Annotated in this window: 18 protein-coding genes; 17 read left to right on the top strand and 1 reads right to left on the bottom strand. The window is 37.1% G+C overall.

The window, feature by feature from the left end:
* Window positions 1–121: 121 nt before the first annotated feature.
* The 14 genes from motA (at window position 122) to X953_RS13585 (ending at window position 16,794) form a co-directional block, all read left to right on the top strand.
* On the top strand, window positions 122–913 hold the full coding sequence (motA, locus tag X953_RS13650; protein ID WP_040956089.1) for a flagellar motor stator protein MotA: 792 nt from the start codon (window positions 122–124) through the stop codon (window positions 911–913).
* Window positions 900–1,682: a flagellar motor protein MotB gene (gene motB, locus X953_RS13645; RefSeq protein ID WP_040956088.1), complete on the top strand. Its 783-nt coding sequence runs from the start codon at window positions 900–902 to the stop codon at window positions 1,680–1,682. Before motA ends, motB begins: the two co-directional genes overlap by 14 nt.
* 15 nt (window positions 1,683–1,697) lie before the next feature.
* Window positions 1,698–2,159, top strand: coding sequence for a chemotaxis protein CheX (locus X953_RS13640; protein ID WP_040956087.1), 462 nt, complete (start codon window positions 1,698–1,700; stop codon window positions 2,157–2,159).
* A 24-nt stretch (window positions 2,160–2,183) separates the two neighbouring features.
* Entirely contained in the window at window positions 2,184–4,190 is a 2,007-nt protein-coding gene (locus X953_RS13635; protein ID WP_040956086.1) for a chemotaxis protein CheA, read from the top strand.
* 13 nt (window positions 4,191–4,203) lie between these two features.
* Window positions 4,204–4,683: a chemotaxis protein CheW gene (locus X953_RS13630; RefSeq protein ID WP_052350134.1), complete on the top strand. Its 480-nt coding sequence runs from the start codon at window positions 4,204–4,206 to the stop codon at window positions 4,681–4,683.
* Entirely contained in the window at window positions 4,683–5,039 is a 357-nt protein-coding gene (locus tag X953_RS13625; protein WP_040956084.1) for a response regulator, read from the top strand. Before X953_RS13630 ends, X953_RS13625 begins: the two co-directional genes overlap by 1 nt.
* 42 nt (window positions 5,040–5,081) lie before the next feature.
* Window positions 5,082–5,795, top strand: coding sequence for an EAL domain-containing protein (locus X953_RS19170; RefSeq protein ID WP_052350133.1), 714 nt, complete (start codon window positions 5,082–5,084; stop codon window positions 5,793–5,795).
* A gap of 35 nt (window positions 5,796–5,830) precedes the next feature.
* Entirely contained in the window at window positions 5,831–7,861 is a 2,031-nt protein-coding gene (locus X953_RS13615; protein ID WP_040956083.1) for a methyl-accepting chemotaxis protein, read from the top strand.
* A 126-nt stretch (window positions 7,862–7,987) separates the two neighbouring features.
* Window positions 7,988–8,629, top strand: a complete 642-nt coding sequence (locus X953_RS13610; protein ID WP_052350132.1) for a response regulator transcription factor — start codon at window positions 7,988–7,990, stop codon at window positions 8,627–8,629.
* A 161-nt stretch (window positions 8,630–8,790) separates the two neighbouring features.
* Entirely contained in the window at window positions 8,791–10,488 is a 1,698-nt protein-coding gene (locus X953_RS13605; protein ID WP_040956082.1) for a methyl-accepting chemotaxis protein, read from the top strand.
* Between the two features lie 286 nt (window positions 10,489–10,774).
* On the top strand, window positions 10,775–12,805 hold the full coding sequence (locus tag X953_RS13600) for an LTA synthase family protein (RefSeq protein WP_040956081.1): 2,031 nt from the start codon (window positions 10,775–10,777) through the stop codon (window positions 12,803–12,805).
* Between the two features lie 979 nt (window positions 12,806–13,784).
* On the top strand, window positions 13,785–14,003 hold the full coding sequence (locus X953_RS13595) for a hypothetical protein (RefSeq protein WP_040956080.1): 219 nt from the start codon (window positions 13,785–13,787) through the stop codon (window positions 14,001–14,003).
* Window positions 14,004–14,363: 360 nt separating this feature from the next.
* Window positions 14,364–15,587 (top strand): MFS transporter, encoded by a 1,224-nt coding sequence (locus X953_RS13590; RefSeq protein ID WP_040956079.1) that lies wholly within the window; start codon window positions 14,364–14,366, stop codon window positions 15,585–15,587.
* Window position 15,588: 1 nt separating this feature from the next.
* Complete coding sequence (locus tag X953_RS13585; protein WP_232217688.1) at window positions 15,589–16,794, top strand: MFS transporter; 1,206 nt, start codon at window positions 15,589–15,591, stop codon at window positions 16,792–16,794.
* A 43-nt stretch (window positions 16,795–16,837) separates the two neighbouring features.
* Here X953_RS13585 and X953_RS13580 read toward each other — a convergent pair whose 3' ends face one another.
* Complete coding sequence (locus tag X953_RS13580; protein ID WP_040956078.1) at window positions 16,838–18,502, bottom strand: DASS family sodium-coupled anion symporter; 1,665 nt, start codon at window positions 18,500–18,502, stop codon at window positions 16,838–16,840.
* A 156-nt stretch (window positions 18,503–18,658) separates the two neighbouring features.
* Between X953_RS13580 and pxpB the strand changes: the two genes are divergently transcribed.
* Genes pxpB through X953_RS13565 form a run of 3 tightly spaced genes read left to right on the top strand, consistent with a single transcriptional unit; the run spans window position 18,659 to window position 21,145 of the window.
* Window positions 18,659–19,390, top strand: a complete 732-nt coding sequence (gene pxpB, locus X953_RS13575; protein ID WP_040956077.1) for a 5-oxoprolinase subunit PxpB — start codon at window positions 18,659–18,661, stop codon at window positions 19,388–19,390.
* The gene (locus tag X953_RS13570) at window positions 19,383–20,147 is read left to right on the top strand and encodes a LamB/YcsF family protein (RefSeq protein WP_040956076.1); all 765 of its coding nucleotides are present in this window, start codon (window positions 19,383–19,385) and stop codon (window positions 20,145–20,147) included. The genes pxpB and X953_RS13570 overlap by 8 nt, the downstream gene beginning before the upstream one ends.
* Before the next feature lie 47 nt (window positions 20,148–20,194).
* Entirely contained in the window at window positions 20,195–21,145 is a 951-nt protein-coding gene (locus X953_RS13565; protein WP_040956075.1) for a biotin-dependent carboxyltransferase family protein, read from the top strand.
* Window positions 21,146–21,261 lie beyond the last annotated feature (116 nt).

Here is a 21,261-nt window from a genome sequence, read left to right as displayed (position 1 = left end):
CAAATTATGCCGATAAACATGGGTAGTAATCACTGGTTCTTTATACCCTTCATAAATAAACCTTTAGATAAAGAGTGATGGTTGTTATATAAATGGATCAGTTAAAATTAGGGGGTCACATATGGATAAGACAACAATAATTGGTTTATTTCTAGGTGTAATCGCGGTAGGGGTGGGAATGGTGATGAAGGGTGTTCCTGTAACTGCTTTAGGCAATCCGGCAGCAATCCTTATTATATTCGTCGGAACAGCCGCTTCTATTTTTATTGCATTTCCAATGAGCACGGTTAAAAATATACCAACACTATTCAAAATCATTTTTAGTGCAGACAAGAATCCGGAGAAAAAAGAATTGATTCACCTATTTACAAAATTAGCTGAACAAACACGCAAAGAAGGGCTACTTTCAATGGAGACACAAATGAAGGAATTTGAAGATCCGTTCTTGCACACCGGGCTGCAGTTTGCGATTGATGGTCAAACGCCAGAATTTATTAAGGAAGTTTTAATTGAAAAGATTGAAGCAATGGAGAGCAGACATCAGGAAGGGATTTCAGTCTTTTCCCAAGCAGGAACCTATGCACCTACATTAGGTGTACTGGGAGCAGTAATAGGATTAATTGCAGCATTAGGAAATATGCAGGATATGGATGTACTTGGGCATGCGATATCAGCAGCATTTATAGCTACATTATTTGGGATTTTTTCCGGGTATGTGCTTTGGCATCCGTTTGCAAATAAGCTGCGAGAAAAGTCGAAAAAAGAAGTTGAAATTAAAGAGATTATGATAGAAGGTATTCTATCTATTTCAACAGGGGATTCAGCTATTGTGGTCCGAGATAAGCTTGGCTCTTATTTATCCACGAAAGAATTGGTTCAATTGAAAGAGGAGCAGGCAAATGAGCAGGCGTAAAAAGAAAGATGAACATCATGTGGATGAATCTTGGCTTTTACCATACTCAGATTTATTGACACTGTTATTGGCACTATTTATTGTGTTGTTTGCAATGAGTGAAGTAGATACGCAAAAGTATAAAGAACTTTCCCAGGTGTTTAACAATGAATTCTCCGGAGGGCAAGGTATTCTTGAAGAAAAAGATCCAACAGAGCAACCTTTACCAGCTCCACAACCAGAACAAGAAAAAGAGAAAAACAAGAAAGAAGACGAACAAAATCAAAATAGTGCAATGGAAAAAGAACAACTCCAAACAGTAAAAGAAAATATAAATGCTTATATTAAGAAAAGGAATCTGACAGATGTACTACAAACACAGCTTTCAGATGAGGGGTTACTCATAACGATATCTAATGATTTCTCATTTCACTCCGGAAGTGCAGATGTGAATAGGGAAGGCAAAAAAATAGCGAAGGAGATATCGGGCTTTCTGCTTACAGACCCTCCTCATCAGATCATTGTAAGTGGACATGCAGATGATTTACCTATTCATAATGAAGAATTTTCGTCAAATTGGGAGTTAAGTGTAATGAGAGCTATCCACTTTATGCGTATTGTTTTAGAAAATGAGCAGCTTGATCCAACAAAATTTAGTGCAAAAGGATTTGGAGAATATAAGCCAGCAGTCCCGAATACATCCGAAGCAAATAGAGCAGCTAATCGGCGTGTCGAAGTTCTCATTTTACCTAATTACAACCTTCAAACAGGAGAAAAAAATAAAAACTAAAAGGGGTATACAACTATGCCGATAACAATAGAGGAAAGAAATAAAACAGTTACAAGTTTATTAAATGGAACGAACAAAGCCTTAGCATCTATTGTGCCGATCAATGTTTCCATGAGCAAGCCCAAATTACTTGGTAAATCATTACACCTGCAGTTTGGTGTACTAATTGGTATCACTGGTGATATAAAAGGTAAATTAATTTTAGCGGGCGATCAATCCATGTTTGGAGCAATTGGTGAGAAAATGTTTGGTATGCCATTGGAAGGTGAAATGCTGGCTTCCTTCAGTGGAGAGTTGGGAAATATGTTAGCCGGAGGAATAGCTACAAATATAATTCAGGATGGGGTTAAAACAGATATTACCGCTCCTACCATTATGCAAGGAAATACGACACTAACAGGCTATGAAAAAGCGCTACATTTACCTGTGGCGTTCCTCCATAGTGGAGAAATGGATATATATTTATTACTAGATTGATTGGTCATAGAGAGGATGTACGTAATGGAAACAAGCCAATATATTGATATGTTTCTTGATGAAAGTCGAGAGCACTTACAAGCAGTTAATGATAATCTTCTTCATTTAGAAAAGCAACCAGATGACCTTTCCATCGTCAACGAAATTTTCCGTTCTGCTCATACATTAAAGGGTATGGCCGCAACTATGGGATATGAAGATATTTCAGCCTTAACCCATAAGATGGAAAATGTATTGGATAAAATCCGGAACAGTGAATTGATGGTAACCACCCATATTATTGATATTATTTTCCAAGCAATTGAAGCTTTAGAAGAAATGGTGGAGGAAATTGCTCAAGGAAATGATGGAAAAAAAGATGTCACAGGTTTAGTTAATTCTTTGGATCAGATAGAAAATGGGAAGGCAAATCAAGACACAAATGAAATAAAAGAGGAAGTTAATAGTTTTGAAGCGGAAAAAGTAGAGTTGGATGAATACCAGTCAACTGTCATTGCCCAAGCAGAAGAGCAAGGATTTAAGGCCTATTATATTCAAGTACGTTTAAATGAAGATTGTCTATTAAAAGCTGTCCGAGCTTATATGGTGGTAGAAGCTTTGGAAGCGAAAGGAGAAATTATCAAAACAACGCCTGAAACGGAAGCATTGGAAGCTGGGGACTTCAAGCAGGACTTCACGCTCATTTTCCTTTCAAATGAATCTGTTCAAACATTAGAGACTGTGGTAAATAGTGTATCTGAAATTGAACAAGTAAATATTCAAGGTCTAGCAACCACTATGGAAAAACAGGCTGAAAAAGCACAGCATGAGGAAGCTACTTCTGCTGAGTCTTCAAGTGAGACAGCAGAAGTAAAAACACAGGGGCAGGCTACTAAGTCCACAACGATCCGCGTAAACCTGGAACGGATTGACCATTTAATGAATTTATTTGAAGAGGTTGTAATTGATCGCAGTAGATTGGAAGATTTGGCGGAAAAGCTGGGAAACCCGGAATTAGCTGAAACCGTTGAACATATGTCGAGAGTGTCGGAGGATATGCAAAGCCTTATCCTTACAATGCGTATGGTTGCTGTGGAACAGGTATTTAACCGTTTCCCACGGATGGTTCGCGGACTTGCCAAGGACTTAAATAAAAGAATTGATCTCCAAATTATTGGTGCAGATACCGAGTTGGATCGTACTGTTATTGATGAAATAGGTGATCCACTCGTTCACTTGATTCGTAATTCGATTGATCACGGTATCGAGCTGCCAGCAGAGCGCTTGAAAGCAGGAAAACGAGAAGAGGGTGAATTAATACTCCGTGCCTACCATAGTGGCAACCATGTATTTATTGAAATACAAGACGATGGAGCCGGTATTAACCGGGAAAAGGTAGAGGAAAAGGCAGTTGAAAATGGACTGATTACAAGGGAAGCGGCTAAACAGCTTACAGATGAAGAGATCTATCCCTTTATATTGGCTTCTGGCTTTAGTACTGCAGCCACCGTATCAGATATCTCAGGCCGCGGGGTAGGGTTAGACGTTGTAAAAAGCAAGATTGAAGCCCTTGGTGGAAAGATAACCATTGAATCTGAAAAAGGACAAGGCAGTAAGTTTTCCATTCAGTTACCACTAACCTTATCCATTCTTTCTTCTTTGTTAGTGAAAGTTGAAGAGGAAACCTATGCGATACCTTTATCTTCTATTATTGAAACTGCTTTACTGAAAGAGGAACAGATCATGTCAGCACATGGCAAAAAGGTAATGGACTTTAGGGGGAGCGTTGTACCACTTGTATCTCTAAAGAGTGTATTTAATGTACCTGACAGTGACAATACTGAAAACGGAAGTGGTCATCATGCAGTTGTCGTCGTAAAAAAAGGAGAAAAGATGACAGGTTTGATGGTAGATTCCTTTATCGGTCAGCGAGAGATTGTTTTAAAATCGTTAGGAAATTATTTAAAGGATGTATTTGCTATTTCCGGTTCTACGATTTTAGGAGACGGACAGGTTGCTTTAATTATTGATCCGAATGCACTAATTAAGTAAGGGAGATCGAATGATGGAAAAAATTACAAAATATATCGTTTTTAAATTAAATAATCAATCCTATGGTGTAAATGTCCAGCAAATAAGATCTATCGAACGGTTACAAAAGATAACAGAGGTTCCGAGAACTTCTGCATTTATAAAAGGTGTGATTTATTATCAAGGAGAAACGGTTCCAGTGCTTGATTTGAAGGAACGTTTACAGCTACCCGAAACTGAAACAACCGAACATAGTCGCTTTTTAATTGTCATGATGGATGAAATGCAAGTTGGGTTAATTGTGGATGCTGCAACAGAAGTAATTGATATTGATGAACAAATAATTGAATCTCCACCACAAATTATTGGTGGTGTACAGGATGTTTTTCTGCAAGGTGTAGCGAAACTGGAAAAGGATTTATTAATTATTCTTGATCTAAAGCGTGTTTTGGACCTATCAGAAACATCTGAAGTAAAAGAAGTTATCCAAGAGATTAAACAGGAGGAAGTATAATGGCAAAAATTTTAATCACAGATGATGCTGCATTTATGCGTATGCAACTAAAGGATATACTAACAAAATTAGGTCATGAGGTAATTGGTGAAGCTGAAAACGGCCATGTGGCAATTGAAAAGTTTAAGGAATTACAACCTGAACTTGTGACAATGGACATTACTATGCCCGAAATGAATGGGGTAGAAGCAGTGAAAGAAATTAAAAAAATTAATCCTCATGCAAAAGTAATCATGTGTTCAGCTATGGGCCAACAAGGCATGGTTGTGGAAGCAATTCAGGCAGGAGCAAAGGATTTTATTGTAAAACCTTTCACTCCAGAACGAATTGGTGAAGCTGTTAACAAGGTTTTGTAGTACCAAATAAGGAGTCATATACAGATAAGGTGAGGTGATTGTATGTCAGCACAAAGTCTCCATGAGACTATAATAAATATGGACTTTCACCATGTATTACAGCCAATTATTAATACATCAACAAATAAAGTATATGGATATGAAGCATTACTTCGCTCCAGGCATTATAGAAACCCGGAACTGTTTTTTAAGCATGCAAGGGAACAAAATGTATTATTTGAACTGGATATGATGTCTATATATAAGGCGTGCAAAATGAATTTGACAGTGTTGGGGGATGTATATTTATTTTTAAATATATATCCTTCTACACTAAATCATCCTGCTTTTATTAATAGTTTGGAAGAGATCACGAGGAAAACAAATGTGAAAGCGAATTCAATTGTTTTCGAAATAAATGAAGCGGAGAAGGGTACGGACTTTTCGGCATTAAACCAGGTCTTGGAACGATTAAAGCAACAGGGTTTTCTAATTGCTTTTGATGATATTGGAAAAGGAGAAGCAACAATAGCTACTGTGCAGAAAATCATCCCTAACTTTGCTAAATTTGATCGCTATTATGCAGATAAATTATTTACGTCTATTCGAAAGCAAAACCACATTAAGAAAGTAATTCATTTATTGGATGGAACGATGGAAATTGTTTTAGAGGGATTGGAGACAGAGGAAGATCTTTTAACAGCAAAGTTACTGGGCGTGCCATATGTGCAAGGGTTTTATTTGGGAAAACCTCAGCCCTTGGAGTTTTATAAGTAACAAATTAAATATAAGTAGATAAGGAAGCGATTTTATTGAAAAAGAAGCAAAAGAAGAAGCAGGCTGGCTTTTTAAAACGTACCATTCAGACACAAATTCTTCTTCCTTTTCTTGGATTAATTTTGATAGCTGGATTAGTTGTAGCAGGAGTAAGTTACTTTTTCAGTGTTAATTTGACTACAAAAGAATTAACCAAGAATATGCAAAGTCAAATCCTTGTGATAAATGACTCCTTTGACATGTTTTTTGATAATCTGGAAAGAGGTATTAGGAGAGTCACTTCAAGTGAAGTTGTATTAGAGGGAGAACGAGAAGATACACAGGAATTAAAACAGTTTTTAAAAAGAAATGGAGATGCGAATAATTCCATTCTAAATACATATATAGGCGATGAGGAAACAGGGGAAATTGTCATTTACCCAAACACCATATTTGATTCTGATTATGATCCAAGAGAAAGGCCTTGGTATAAGCAAGCTGTTGAACAAGAAGGAGCACCTGTCTGGACAGAGCCATACGAGGATGCAGCCTCCGGGGAGATGATTGTTACCATTGCCCAAGCTTACTATAATACGAAAAATGAAATAATGGGTGTAGCAGCACTTGATGTCTCCATAGACACACTAGTTTCTATGGTAGATAAAGTAAAAATTGGGGAGACAGGCTATGCCACATTAATTGATACGAATGGCAACCTTGTTGTACATCCTGATAAAAAGTTAGTCGGAATTAATGTTGCAAAAGAAGGTTTTTATAAACAAATGATGAAAAAGGGTGAGTCCGGGACAGTTGAATATCAACAAGACGGTAAAGAAATGGTCACAGGGTTTGTAAAGAATGGGATTACAGATTGGGTCATAAATGGGACCGTTAATAAGCATGATTTTGAACAGAAGTCACAATCTCTACTATTACCCATCGGGCTTACATTATTAGGTATAATTCTTTTAGCAGTTTTTGCTTCGTTTATTATAACAAAACGGATTACAAAGCCAATTAAAAACTTGCAAAATACGATGAAAGAAGTCGAGAATGGGAATTTCCTGGCACATGTTGAAATAAACAGGCAAGATGAGATTGGGCATTTGTCTACTAGCTTTAAAACGATGGTAAAACAGATGAGAGAAATGATGGCTAAGATTTCTACTATTTCTGTACAAGTTTCCGAGGCATCACAAACTTTGGTGAAAAGTGCTGAAGAAAACTCCTCTGCTGCTAATGAAGTTGCTGTAACAATGGAAGAAATTGCTTCAGGAGCGACCAATCAATCAGAGTTAATGGAACAAAACACGATAGCAACAGATCAATTATCAACAATAATAAATCAATTTAGTTCACAAAATATACAGATTCAGGAAGAGTCTAAGTCAATGAATTTAGCATCAGAACAGGGGCTGAAAACGGTAGATATATTAAAGGGGCAATCTAACCGTACAGAAAAAATAACGGATGAAGTTGTGCAGGCAATTCACTCACTTGATAAAAGGTCAGCAAGTGTTTCAGAAATAGTAGGTAAGATTTCGGGAATTGCAAGCCAGACCAATTTGTTAGCATTAAATGCAGCAATTGAAGCAGCTAGAGCCGGTGAAAGTGGAAGAGGCTTTGCCGTTGTTGCTGATGAAGTAAGAAAACTGGCTGAACAATCGGAACACGCACTAAAAGATATTTCAGAAATTATTGCTAAAATGCAGGAAGAGACAAAGCATACAGTGGGTCTAATCAATGAAACAAGTGAAGTTATTGAATCCCAAACAGATGCAGTTAACAAAACGGAACAGGCATTTCAAGATATTACTAAATCAGTTCATATCAACAGTGAGATGCTCTTGTCTACGATAAGTCTTATGGATGAAATGATGAAGCAAGAAAAAATCATTGCAGATAATACCCGAAACAATGCTTCGATAAGTCAGGAAACGGCTGCTGGTACAGAGGAAATATCAGCTTCCGTGGAAGAACAGACAGCATCTATGGAACAATTAAACCAGCTTGCTGGCCAGCTGGATAGATATTCAAAAAATATGCAAGAAGAACTGAAGCAATACAAAATTGAAGAAAAAAGTTAACCTTTAAGAGAGCTATTGCTATAACAATGGCTCTTCTCTTTTGATGGCTAGAATTGGTTCTTTCCATAAAAGCATATTATCTATATAATTACATCATGATAGATGTTAGTTGGAGGACGCTTATTCATGAAAAAGCTTGTAATAATTACAGAATACGGTTTAATGTGGGAAGGGATTCGCCATACTCTGGCAGAATTATTGGGTAATGATATCCAAATACAAGTTATCGCTAAACAACATATATCCCTGCCTGATAATACTATAGATGCGGATCTACTTCTTCTCGATGTGGGAACAAATGAAGATCAATTGTCATACTGGTTAACAAATTTTGGTTCAACGGATACAAAAATAATCGTATGGTTAGTTGAAATACATAAACAAATGCTATTAAAATTATTTCGCCAAAATTTGGATGGGTATCTTTTTGGGGAAATGGAAATGAATGACTTACTTGCAGCTTTACGAACTATCTTAAAAGGAAAGCAGTATATTCACCCTGAGCTATCCCCTTTATTATTGGAAGAGTACATCCATTTAACGAAGGGAGGAAAAGATAGACCTATTGGTATTCTAACAAAACAGGAATGGAAGGTACTTGAAGAAATTACCCGTGGAAAAACAAATCAGGATATAGCTAAAGTGTTATATATATCTTCTTATACTGTAAATAATCATGTATCGTCTATCTTAAAAAAATTGCACGTATCAGATCGAACAAAGGCTGCTTTGCTTGCTGTACAAAACAAGTGGGTAGAGCTTCAGTAACCTTATACATAAATAAAAACGTCTCCTATTACAGGGAGACATTTTTATTGGTTTTATTTGTCTTAATATTACATCTTTTTATATAGACTTTATATTTCAATTAATTACCCGATAAATAGTATGTAATACATATAGAAGCTAAAACAACAGGGGGTAACCAATTGAAGAAATTATTGAATTTTAAAAGTATAAAAGGCAAAATTCTTTTTGGCTTTTCGATTGTATTTATTTTATTGCTATTATTGGGGGCAGCAAATATAAATTCAATTAACAATACAAACGGAAAAGTCGATGAGATGGTAAACGGAGAATATGAACCGCTTATCGTGGACAAGGAAATGATTATTAATATGCAACACCGAACTTCTCTCCTTCGGGGATATTTATTGTATGGAGATTCTTCCCTGAGAGATGAATTCAGTGATGGCGTTGAAGAAGCGATTGAACTTGAAAATAAACTGCTTGAGGTGAGTAACGATAAAAAAGCGGCTCAACAGATTTTAGATAAAAAAATGGAGTGGGGAACACTCACTGACAAAGTAATAGCTGCATATGAAGATGGCAATGAACAGCGGGCGCTTGACCTAATGGCGAGCATGGTTAGACCTCTGGAAGATGAAATAACCGGGGATTTAACTGCACTATCTGAAAAAAGAGAGAGTAATGCGCGTGCCGCAAATAACCATGTTATTAATTATGGTAAGTTGAATTTAATTGGAACAACCATTATTACCGTTGTCGCACTTGTTTTTGGAGTGCTAGCCGCATTATTGACAGCCAATAGCATAAAGAAACCAATTGTTGCTGTGAAAGAACGAATGAACCGTATTGCAGAAGGGAATTTGACAGACCCAGCCATGGAGGCAAAAACAAGAGATGAGGTTGGCGACCTGATTCTGGCGACAAATCAAATGAGTGCCAATACAAAAGAACTTCTTGCTCAAATAAATATAGTTTCCGATTCTGTTTCTTCCCAAAGTGAAGAATTAACACAAGCAGCCAGTGAAGTAAAAGCAGGAACTGAACAGGTAGCAATAACGATGGAAGAATTAGCAACCGGATCGGAGACACAGGCTAATAGCGCAAGTGAATTATCTGAACATATGAATACATTTTTATTAAAAGTCGAAGAAGCTAATAAAAATGGTGAGAATGTAACAAATTCATCCAATAAGGTTCAGCAAATGACAGATGAAGGAACTGAACTAATGAAAACATCTGCAAGTCAAATGGCAAGAATTGACGATATGGTACAGGATGCAGTCAGAAAAATGAATAATTTAGATAACCAGTCACAGGAAATATCCAAGCTTGTCGGGGTAATTAAAGCCATTGCAGACCAAACCAATTTGCTGGCATTAAATGCAGCAATAGAGGCAGCGCGTGCAGGAGAGCATGGAAGAGGCTTTGCTGTAGTAGCTGATGAGGTCCGTAAACTTGCTGAACAGGTGACTGACTCCGTTTCGGACATTACAGGTATTGTCAGCGATATTCAACAAGAATCTACAAATGTTGCAGAGTCATTAAAGAACGGTTATACAGAAGTAGAGCAAGGAACAGCACAGATGAAGAAAACGGGAGAAACGTTCCAGAATATTAGTAGTTCAGTAAATACCATGATAGATAACATGAGAACAATTACTGGAAACTTAGAAGATATTACATCAGGCAGTCAGAAAATGAATGGAGCAATTGAAGAAATTGCTTCCGTATCAGAAGAAGCTGCAGCAGGTGTAGAACAAACAGCAGCCTCTGCTCAACAGGCTAGCGGATCTATGGAAGAAATCGCAGGTAGTTCTTCCCAATTAGCAAGCATGGCAGAAGAACTGAATAGCCTTGTAGCGCGTTTTGAATTATAGAAATGTAATGAAAACGGAAGCCATTGATACTGGTCTTCCGTTTTTTGGGTTAAAAGACCCTATACAATTAAATATAAAACTAGTATTATATTTAACAGTAAGTTTTAGTTTCGAACTTTATTAAAATGGGAATAATATGATGGGAAGATAAATAATTTATTTAAGTGACCAAAGTATACTACTGAACTTGTATTCTTTTACAAGTAGTCTTTGACTTTCATAGATGATTGGGTGTATACTTATGTATCGTATTAACTAAGTATAAAAAAATATGAGGTGAATGAAAGTGAAGAAATTATTCTCTTCGAAGATGGGATTCTTCGCGATAGCTGTAATTTTATTATGGATTAAAACGTATATAACATATAAAGTTGAATTTAATTTAGGTGTAAGTGGAGCAATGCAAGAATTTCTATTATTTATTAATCCGCTCAGCTCAGCATTAATTATGCTGGGAATTGCCTTATTCGCTAAAGGAAAAAGAGCTGGTATTTGGATTATTGCTTTTGAGGCGGTTTTAAGTTTTATATTGTATGCTAACGTTGTTTTCTATCGATTCAACAGTGACTTTATTACAATTCCAACCCTAATGCAAACAAGTAACTTTGGCAGTATTGGCGGAAGTATTGCTGATCTAACTGCTGGACATGACATCTTCTACTTGTTTGACATCATTCTGTTGATTGCTCTATTTGTTTACTCACGTAAGAATTGGCAGCCAACTCGGATGAAAATTCGCAAGCCATTAGCAGTATTAACTGCAGGGGCAATAGCATTCACAGTAAACCTTGGATTAGCTGAGGCAGATCGTCCCCAGTTGTTGGAACGGACATTTGATCGTAACTATGTTGTGAAATATCTTGGGGCATATAACTTTATGGTCCATGATGCGATACAAAGCGCAAAAACTTCTACACGAAGAGTACTTGCAGACAGTGACGATATAACAGAAGTAGAAAACTATACGAAATATAAATATGCTGAACCTAATGCCGAGTACTTTGGTAAAGGGAAAGGCAAAAATATTATTAAAATTCACCTTGAATCCTTCCAATCGTTTTTGATTGATTATGAATTACATGGTGAAGAGGTTACACCATTTTTAAATAAACTTGTTCATGATGAAAGTGAGAACTTCACTTATTTTGATAACTTTTTCCATCAAACAGAGCAAGGTAAAACAGCTGATGCTGAATTGATTATGGATACTTCCTTATATGGACTTCCACAGGGAGCAGCCTTTGTAACAAAGGGAACGAATACGTATCAATCACTACCAGCAATACTAGACCAACAGCAGGATTATACAAGTGCTGTTTTCCATGGAGATAACAAGTCTTTCTGGAACCGTGATGAAGTATACAAACATTTAGGTATAGATAAGTTTTATGATGCAAGCTACTATGACATGAGTGAAGAAAACATCATTAACTATGGATTGAAGGATAAACCATTCTTCAAGGAGTCCATGCCTATACTTGAGGATATGGAACAACCATTTTACGCACACATGATGACATTGACTCACCACCACCCTTATTTAATTGATGAGGAAGATGCTACTATTGATCCTGCAGAAACTGGAGACGGATCTGTTGACCGCTATTTCCAAACTGCTAGATATCTGGATGAATCATTAGAACAATTCTTTAATGATTTGAAAGAGAAAGGTCTGTATGAAGACTCGATTATAATGATTTATGGAGACCATTATGGTATTTCTGATAATCATAATCGCGCTATGAAAGAAATTACAGGAGAAGAAATTACTCCTCTGAAAAATGCAGAATTGCAACGTGTGCCATTTATGATTAAAGTTCCAGGAGTAGAAGGACAAGGAATAAATCATGAATATAGTGGTCAAATTGATGTTATGCCAACAATGCTTCACTTATTAGGTATCGACGCACGTGATTATATTCAATTTGGTACAGATTTATTTTCTGAAGGACATAAAGAGTACGTTCCTTTCCGGAATGGAAACTTTATGACTGATGAGTATAGCTATGTTGATGGTAAGTTTTATGATAGCAAAACAAAAGAAGTCATCGAGGAACCGACAGAGGAAATGGAAAAGATGAAAGATGAGGTTCTACATGAACTCGAGCTTTCAGATGAAGTCCTGTATGGAGACCTATTACGTTTCTATACACCAAATGAAGATTGGGAGCCAGTTGACCCAACAGAATATATTTATGGTAAAGAATACGATGAAGATTATGAAGAACCAGTAGTTGAGCAAGAACCGGAAATGAAAACAGATAATGAAGTGAACCGTAACCAAGATGAAAATGATATGAAGGAAGAAACAGAATAAATGAAAAAAGCATCTCTTATGGAGGTGCTTTTTTTATTTTAGTATTTAAAATATTTGTATCTATATTATTTTGGGCTAAAATGTAATTCATAAAATGGATAAACTACGAAGTAACTATTGGTCTATAAATTAACTTTGAAAAAACTTTGTTGCTGGAAGATCCCTAAAATATTGAGTCTGGTTATACCATCGCTACGGAAAATACTACGCTTTTCGGGGGCGGCTGATGAGCCTCCTCATGTATCGCATTCCGGGGTCTCACCTATGCCTCATCTCCCCCAGAAGTCTTCGTATTTTCCTCCGCTTAGTTTTACTTTATAAGCAATAAGAAGACACTGTGAGATAACGAACAGATGTCGCACCTGTACCCGGAGGTGTGAAAGCGTCCGCCTGCAGCGGAAATTAATGAGGCTTACCTCTTCAACTATTACAGTGAGCTTTTCTGCAACACAGTTATTTTACATAATCTAAACACGAATAGTTACTTCGAAGTTTCCTCCAACTGTGTACTGAGGTCAGTTAATTTTCCCTTTAGTTGAAGTAGAGCTAAGATATATGTTGACTTCTTTATATTAACAATAAAGACTTCCTCAACCCAAACCCTCCCTGTTACAAACACCATGCTACCCAGTGATACATCTAAAAGCACAAAAATGTTCACAAAATTGTAACATTTACATATGTTCAATAAATATTTACTTTAAATGGTAAATGAAGAATTTTATATGTCTTTATTCGACATAAACAGAAGAAATCTGACAAGTAATTGGCTAAATAAAGAAATAGCAAGGCTGCTTTCGACATATTTATCGAATAATGCTTCTCTTGACCCTTATGGGATAATAGATTCATATCCACTTAAAAATAGGTATAAATAACTAAGAGAGGAGAAGACCGTCTAATTTATTTTTTATATAAATGAAACAGAGAAGGTATACATCAATAGATTAGATTATAGATGCCAAGGAGAGATGTAGCCATGTTGAAAATCATTCCTGCGAATAAGAATGTCCGCTTTATAGGAAATAGACCTATTATACAAAAAGATTACCACAACAGTTCTAAAATGCTCTTTGTAACTAGCTTGCTCTATCCGCATTCATGTGTAAATGACTTACATAAAGAACCATGCTTTTATTTTGAGCAAATGTTTATAAGTAAAGTTAAGCAAATGGAAGCATTAGCATTTATGGTATGATGTACATCTGGAGAAAAACATATTTAAACATGAAATATTTCCTAGGAAATATTTTGTAACTTCTTGGCTAAACGGAGGGGGCATTGTTAAGTATATGCCCCTTACAGCCACTTTCTTTTCCCGAACTCATCCCCACAATAACTAACTTCCTTTACTTCTGTTCCAGTAACTTATTAAATATTATTCAAATGTATTATTGCTCATGCTATTAACACCCCTATGTAAATAATTCAGTAAGAAAATTTTCTTTATCTTATTCCAGAATCTTTATAGATAAGTCCATATTTGAAGGAATTCTTTCTCTTATACTAGATACTTATGCTATATTAATTAATAGGATTTGGGAAGGGAGTTACAACAATGGATTTACATCAGAAAACAAAGCAATATGACCAAACATATCGAGTGTTATTATTTATCGGAATTATTGTTGTCGCATTTAATTTACGGCCTGCTATTACATCTATTGGTCCTTTAATTGGTATTATTCGGGATGATATTGGTTTATCAAACTGGAGTGTAGGATTGTTGACTAGTCTCCCGTTAATTGCGTTTGCTGTGATGTCACCTATCGTCCCGAAACTAGCAAATCGCTATTCAAATGAACGAATTATGTTAGTTGGCCTAATTCTTTTGGCTATAGGAGTTTGTACACGATCGATCTCATTAATTTTTCTATTGTTTGCTGGTACGCTATTTGTAGGATTAGGGATTGCAATATGTAACGTACTCTTGCCAGGGGTTATAAAAGATAAATTTCCAACCAAAGTAGCTTTGATGACGAGTTTATATTCAACCGCAATGGGAATCTTTGCTGCTGCAGCTTCCGGATTGAGTATTCCAATCGCTTCTGGTATGGGTTTAGGATGGAAGTTAGCTTTATTAATATGGAGTCTGCCCGCCATTGCAGGTATTTTTATATGGATTTATTTGAACAAAAAAAATAATCAAGAACAAACTGAAGAGATAAATTATATTAGTCCATCAAATAATCGTATGTGGAAATCACCGTTAGCTTGGCATGTTGCAGCGTTTATGGGTTTACAGTCTTTTTTGTTTTATGTAACGATTTCTTGGTTGCCGGAAATCTTACATGATTATGGTATGGATATAGCTCATGCAGGGTGGATGCTCTCCATGATGCAGTTTATTGGCTTACCTGCAAGTTTTTTTGTCCCGGTAATAGCGGGTAAATTTAAATCACAAAGACCGATAGTAGTAGTAATGGCTGCATGCTCGGTGAGTGGATATGGTGGATTATTGCTAGGAAATTCCTACGTAATGTTGGTTATCAGTACAATTATAATTGGTATTGCATTGAGCGGTACCTTTGCTTTGGCACTGGCATTTCTGGGAATGCGAGCAAGAAATGCTAAACAGGCTGCAGAATTATCAGGAATGGCTCAGGCACTTGGGTATGTATTGGCTGCAGCTGGTCCTATATTTATTGGCTATTTATATGATCTGACACATCTTTGGGCAGTACCTTTACTAACTTTAATTATCATCGCCATAATGGTAATGGGTTTTGGGCTAAGTGCTGGGCGGGACATATATGTATTAGATGGAGAAAAACAGAATTAAAATGGATAGTAAAATGCAACAAAAAAAATATACAGTTAGCGATTCATATTTTTGGAAAATTACTATTAGCCTAGCCTTAGCCTCTTTCTTTGTATTTGCTTCCATGTATGCAGTGCAGCCTTTGTTTCCTATTTTTGTATCTGTTTTTGATGTATCTGTTTCACAATCCAGTATGACACTTTCACTAACCATTATAGGATTGATTGCCGGTTTAATTATCCTTGGGTTTCTTTCCGATCGCAAGGGACGAACTATGTTCATAAAGTTTTCTCTCATAGGATCCGTCGTGCCTTTTTTGCTAGTGCCTATGCTTGATTCCTTTTCAGCTTTGCTTCTATTAAGATTATTGCAAGGTTTTGCATTAGCTGGTTTACCAGCAGCTTCATTGGCATATCTTAATGAAGAGATAGACCAAAAGAGTATAGGAGTTGCGACAGCTCTCTATATATCGAGTAATGCTTTAGGAGGTATGGCTGGCAGAGTCATGACTGGTTATATTACTGATCATTATTCTTGGGAAATTGCTTTTTATTTTCTTGCAGTAATAGGCTTATTCGTGCTTTTTATTGTTTTAATTATGTTGCCTGATTCGCGATTTTACCAAGAAAGTAATCTGTCATTTCAAAAAGATCTAGCAGGATTCTTATACCATTTAAAAAACCCCTCACTCTTATTAGTTTTTGGGATGGGAATTGTTTTGCAATTGTCTTTTACAGGTGTTTGGTCTTTTTTGCCGTTTCATCTGCAAGAAGAGCCATTCTCTTTACCTTTACATGCTATTTCTTATATGTTTTTTGCTTATGGGCTAGGTGTTATAGGAGCACCGCTTGCTGGTTGGGTGGCAGGTTACTTTGGCTTAAGAAAGGTTCGCATGATAGGTATTATTATTCTCTCTTTAGGTATATTTTTAACATTAAGTAATTCTCTTGTTGTTCTTGTCATCGGTCTATGTGTCAGCTGTCTAGGCTTTTTTACAGCTCATTCTCTAACAGCTACCTCAGTTACTGATGAGGCTCTCCATCATAAAGGAAGTGCTTCCAGCCTATATCTTGTAGCCTATTATATTGGTGTGAGTCTGGGAAGCACAGCACTTGCTCCATTGTGGGAAAATAATGATTGGATAGGACTAATTATCTTCGTCGGGTGTTTGCCAATTACGTATCTTTTCTTAGTAAGAATGGTTTCCAAGCGTTTTGCTAAAAAGTAATAAAAAAGAGGTGCAATCTAAGTTGCACCTCTTTTTTAAAAAGTTATTTATTTACAAAATCCGGAATGGTAGTGAGATCGATGCCCCAGACCAGTGGAAGCAAGTAATAGACTGCTAGAGTAACTAAAAGGATGCCTGAAATATTTAATGCAAACCCTGCCTTTGCCATATCAGGTATCCGCAAATAGCCTGAACCAAATACGACAGCATTAGGAGGGGTAGCTACCGGAAGCATAAATGCACAAGATGCAGCTATCGCAGCTACGATCATTACAGCATAAGGGTGGATACCTAGAGCGACTGCAAGTGCGGCCATGATTGGATACATCATATTGGCAGTAGCCGTATTGGATGTAATCTCCGTTAGGAATATAACAAGTGCTGCAACAAGAAGAAGAACGATAAATATATTAATTCCTTGTAGCGCGTTTAATTGCCCACCGATCCAATCAGATAACCCAGAAGCTGTAAAACCTGATGCAATAGCAAGTCCGCCCCCAAATAGCAAGAGAATACCCCAAGGCAATTTAATTGCAGTTTGCCAATCAAGTAAAAAGTCTCCTTTATTATTTTTTGCTGGAATAATAAATAGAATGATAGCTGCAGACATAGCAATAATTGCATCACTAATATTTGGGTTAATTGCCGTTAGAATAAATGAACGCGTAATCCATGCAAAAGCAGTTAAAGTAAATACTACGAATACTGCCTTTTCCTCAAAAGATGGTAAACCAAGTTTCTTCTTTTCCTCTTTTATAACAGTTTGTCCACCTGGCAATTGTTTCACTTTTAATGGATAAGCTATCTTTACAAGGTAAAACCATACAATGAAAATAAACCCCCAAGCAATGGGAACACCGAATAACATCCATGATGCAAAGGATAACTCAATCCCATACATTTCTTTAATTACTCCTGCCAAAGCTGCGTTTGGTGGGGTGCCAATCAAAGTGGCAATCCCTCCAAGTGATGCTGAATAAGCAATACTTAGCATCATGGCCTTCCCGAAACCAAAGTTTTCTTTTGAGGTATCAATGGTGGGATCATCCTGTAAGGCATCTGATATTTGATAAATAATTGCTAATCCAATGGGAACCATCATCATAGCTGTAGCTGTATTTGAAATCCACATGGAGAGGAAACCGGTGGATACCATAAACCCTAATATAATACGTTCCGTATTTGTACCAATAACTGAAATGATAGTAAGTGCAATCCGGCGGTGCAAATTCCATTTCTCCATTGCAAGCGCAATCATAAAACCACCCATGAAAAGAAAGATTGTATCACTACCATAGGAAGAGGTAGTTGAATCAATATCCAGTCCACCTGTTAGCGGGAATAATATAATTGGTAGTAGAGAAGTGGCTGGTATAGGTATTGCTTCAGTCATCCACCAAACAGCAATCCAGGCTGTGCTAGCAAGAATTGCAATACCCTCTTTAGATAAATCTGCTGGTGAGAAAAATAATAGAATGATAAGAAATAGTACAGGGCCCGCAATTAAACCAATTCTTTGGGCTGGTTTATAGGAACGTTTTCCATTTCCATTCCCGTTTCCATTTCTGTTTTTATCGGCTCCAGTATCAACAGCCTTGCTAGTATTCTTCCCCTTTTCTTTTGGTACGGTGGGAGACGCACGATAGAATAGCAACTGCTTCGCTTGATCATTTTTCTCCCATAGCCAATTCCATGCCCCTGTTATCATAATGATGCCTCCTCTTATGAATCATTGTTCAATTATTATAATAGTCTTCCACCCGATCAGCAAGAAAATTGCTACTAGTTATTAAATTAGGATACTCGAAGTATTTCATCATAGTATGCTATCATTTAGTTAAAGAAATGAAGGGATTGAAATGATATGAACTTCACCATTGATCCGGTTGGAGATACAGGGATAAGAATCTCTTTTCAGGAGAATGTTTCATCTAAACTCATCCATAAAATACGGAGGTTTTGTAATTACCTTGAAAACATGGGAAGTGAGGCTATAACTGAATTGGTCCCTGCTTTTGATTCGATAACAATTTATTATAAGCCACATGTTAGTACATACAAGCAACTCAGTAACCAGTTAAATCAAATGAAAGATATACCCCTCCTAAAAGAAAATGTGATTTCTAGAAGAATAACTATTCCAGTTGTTTACGGAGGGGAGTGGGGCCCGGACTTAGAGCGTGTTGCTAGGCAAAGTGGTCTGTCTGTATCTGAAGTTATTGAGCTTCATCAAAAGCCGGACTATTTGGTTTATATGCTGGGGTTTTTACCAGGTTTTCCATATTTAGGTGGGTTGGATCAGCGTCTTGCTACTCCACGTTTAGATAAGCCAAGAGAAAAAACACCTGCACGTGCAATCGGGATAGCACATGAACAAACTGGAATCTATCCTTTAGAATCACCAGGTGGCTGGAATATTATAGGCAAGACACCAATAACTCTTTTTGACATACATAAAACCGGCAGTGAGTTTCTATTTCGTGCGGGTGATTATGTTAATTTTGAAGAAGTATCTGCTGAGCAATTCTATTACATAGAGGAACAGCTTGTAGAAGAAACGTACAAATTAAAAATAGAGGAAGGATATCATGCATAAATATATTGATTTAAATTGTGATATGGGAGAGGGGTTTGGAGCATATTCATTTGGTGGGGATGAGGAAATTATAAAATATATTAGTTCAGCTAATATTGCTTGTGGCGGCCATGCAGGTGACCCGCATGTAATGAATAAAACGGTAGAATTAGCAAAAGCATATAATGTTTGTATTGGTGCCCATCCTGGTTTTCCCGATTTGGCGGGATTTGGCAGAAGGCTGATTTCATATACGAACAAAGAGATTTATCAAATGGTTGTATTTCAACTAGGGAGCATACAAGCATTTTGTACTGTCCATCAAGTGAGCCTTAACCATGTAAAACCACATGGAGCACTTTATAATATGGCTGCAAATAATCGTGGGGCAGCAGTTGCTATTGCAAGGGCAATATATGATGTAGATCCACAGCTCATATTATATGGCCTGGCTGGTAGTGAATTAGTGAAAGCAGGTCGTCATATTGGCTTACAGGTAGCATCAGAAGTATTTGCTGATCGAACCTACCAAGCAGATGGTACGCTAACACCGAGAAGTAATGATGGAGCTTTAATAGTAGACAATGAAAAAGCTGCAGATCAAGTGAAAAGGATGATAGATAAGGGAGAAGTTTTTGCTGTGACAGGGGAAATAATTCCTATTGAAGCAGACACGGTATGTGTTCATGGAGATGGGCCACACGCGATAGACTTCGTAAAAAAACTAAGACAGGTACTTAAAGAACAGGGCACCCATATCAAGGGGTTAAGCTACTAAAATGAATGAAAATTTAATAATGATGTAGTAGAAAAAGGAGATATACAATGGATAGCAGTCCGATTTTTCAAGTAATTAAACCAGGCATTTATACAACTTTTCAAGACATGGGGAGAATCGGCTTTCAGAAATATGGCCTCCCGGTAGCTGGAGCCATGGATCTATATGCATATCAAATTGGGAATATACTGGTAGGTAATACGAGAAATACGGTGTCTCTGGAAGTCACTTTAATTGGTCCTAAGCTTAAAGCAACGTCTGCGATAACGATAGCAATCACGGGTGCCAACTTAGAACCTGAAGTAAATGGTCAATCACGCCCCATGTGGTCCACTTTTCGTTTAGAGAAAGATGATGTGTTATCATTTGGCAAATACCACTCAGGTGTACGCGCATATATATCTGTCGCAGGAGGGTTTGATGTATCAAGTCGATTTCAAAGTAAGTCTACAGATATACGGAGTGGAATTGGCCGAACCTTGGATGAATACGGTATGCTTAAAGGCTTTCCAAAAAGCGAAAGAGAGGGAATTGGTCTATCAAGGCATCTTATTCCCGCGTATGCTACTTCTATTGAAGTGGCAGTTATTGAAGGACCACACATGTCCAGTTTTACAAGCAAAGAGAGAAAAGGTTTCTTTAATAAGACTTTTCGGGTGGAACCAAATTCGAACCGTATGGGATATCGTTTATTTAATTCAAAAAAAGTGGAGACAATAAACCAGGATATTTGGTCTGATGCGGTTCCATTTGGAGGTATTCAAATCCCGCCAAATGGGCAACCTATCATTCTTATGGCTGATCGTCAGCCAACAGGGGGATATCCGAGGATTGGTACGGTTATCTCCACAGACTTGCCTAAGGTTGCTCAGTTGCCTCCCAAAAGTGAGGTGAGTTTTTATCCTATATCTGTGGAAGAGGCTCAGAAGCGTGCGATAATACTTGAAAGAGAATTAGTCAGCCTCGGCATGATTCGTAAGCATATGCCTTCCCGCTAGCATTCGAGACCAGTGGAAGTAGAAGAAGGGGGGAGCAGAATGCTTTCGGTTATTTTTCTATAGATAAAATTGTTTCTAATCATATAAAATATTTCTCTCATTAATCCATTGCTTAG

The sequence above is a fragment of the Virgibacillus sp. SK37 genome, assembly GCF_000725285.1.
GTDB lineage: Bacteria > Bacillota > Bacilli > Bacillales > Amphibacillaceae > Virgibacillus_Q.
The sequence above is the reverse complement of the archived record's forward strand: the minus strand, read 5'-3'. Positions and strand labels throughout refer to the sequence as shown.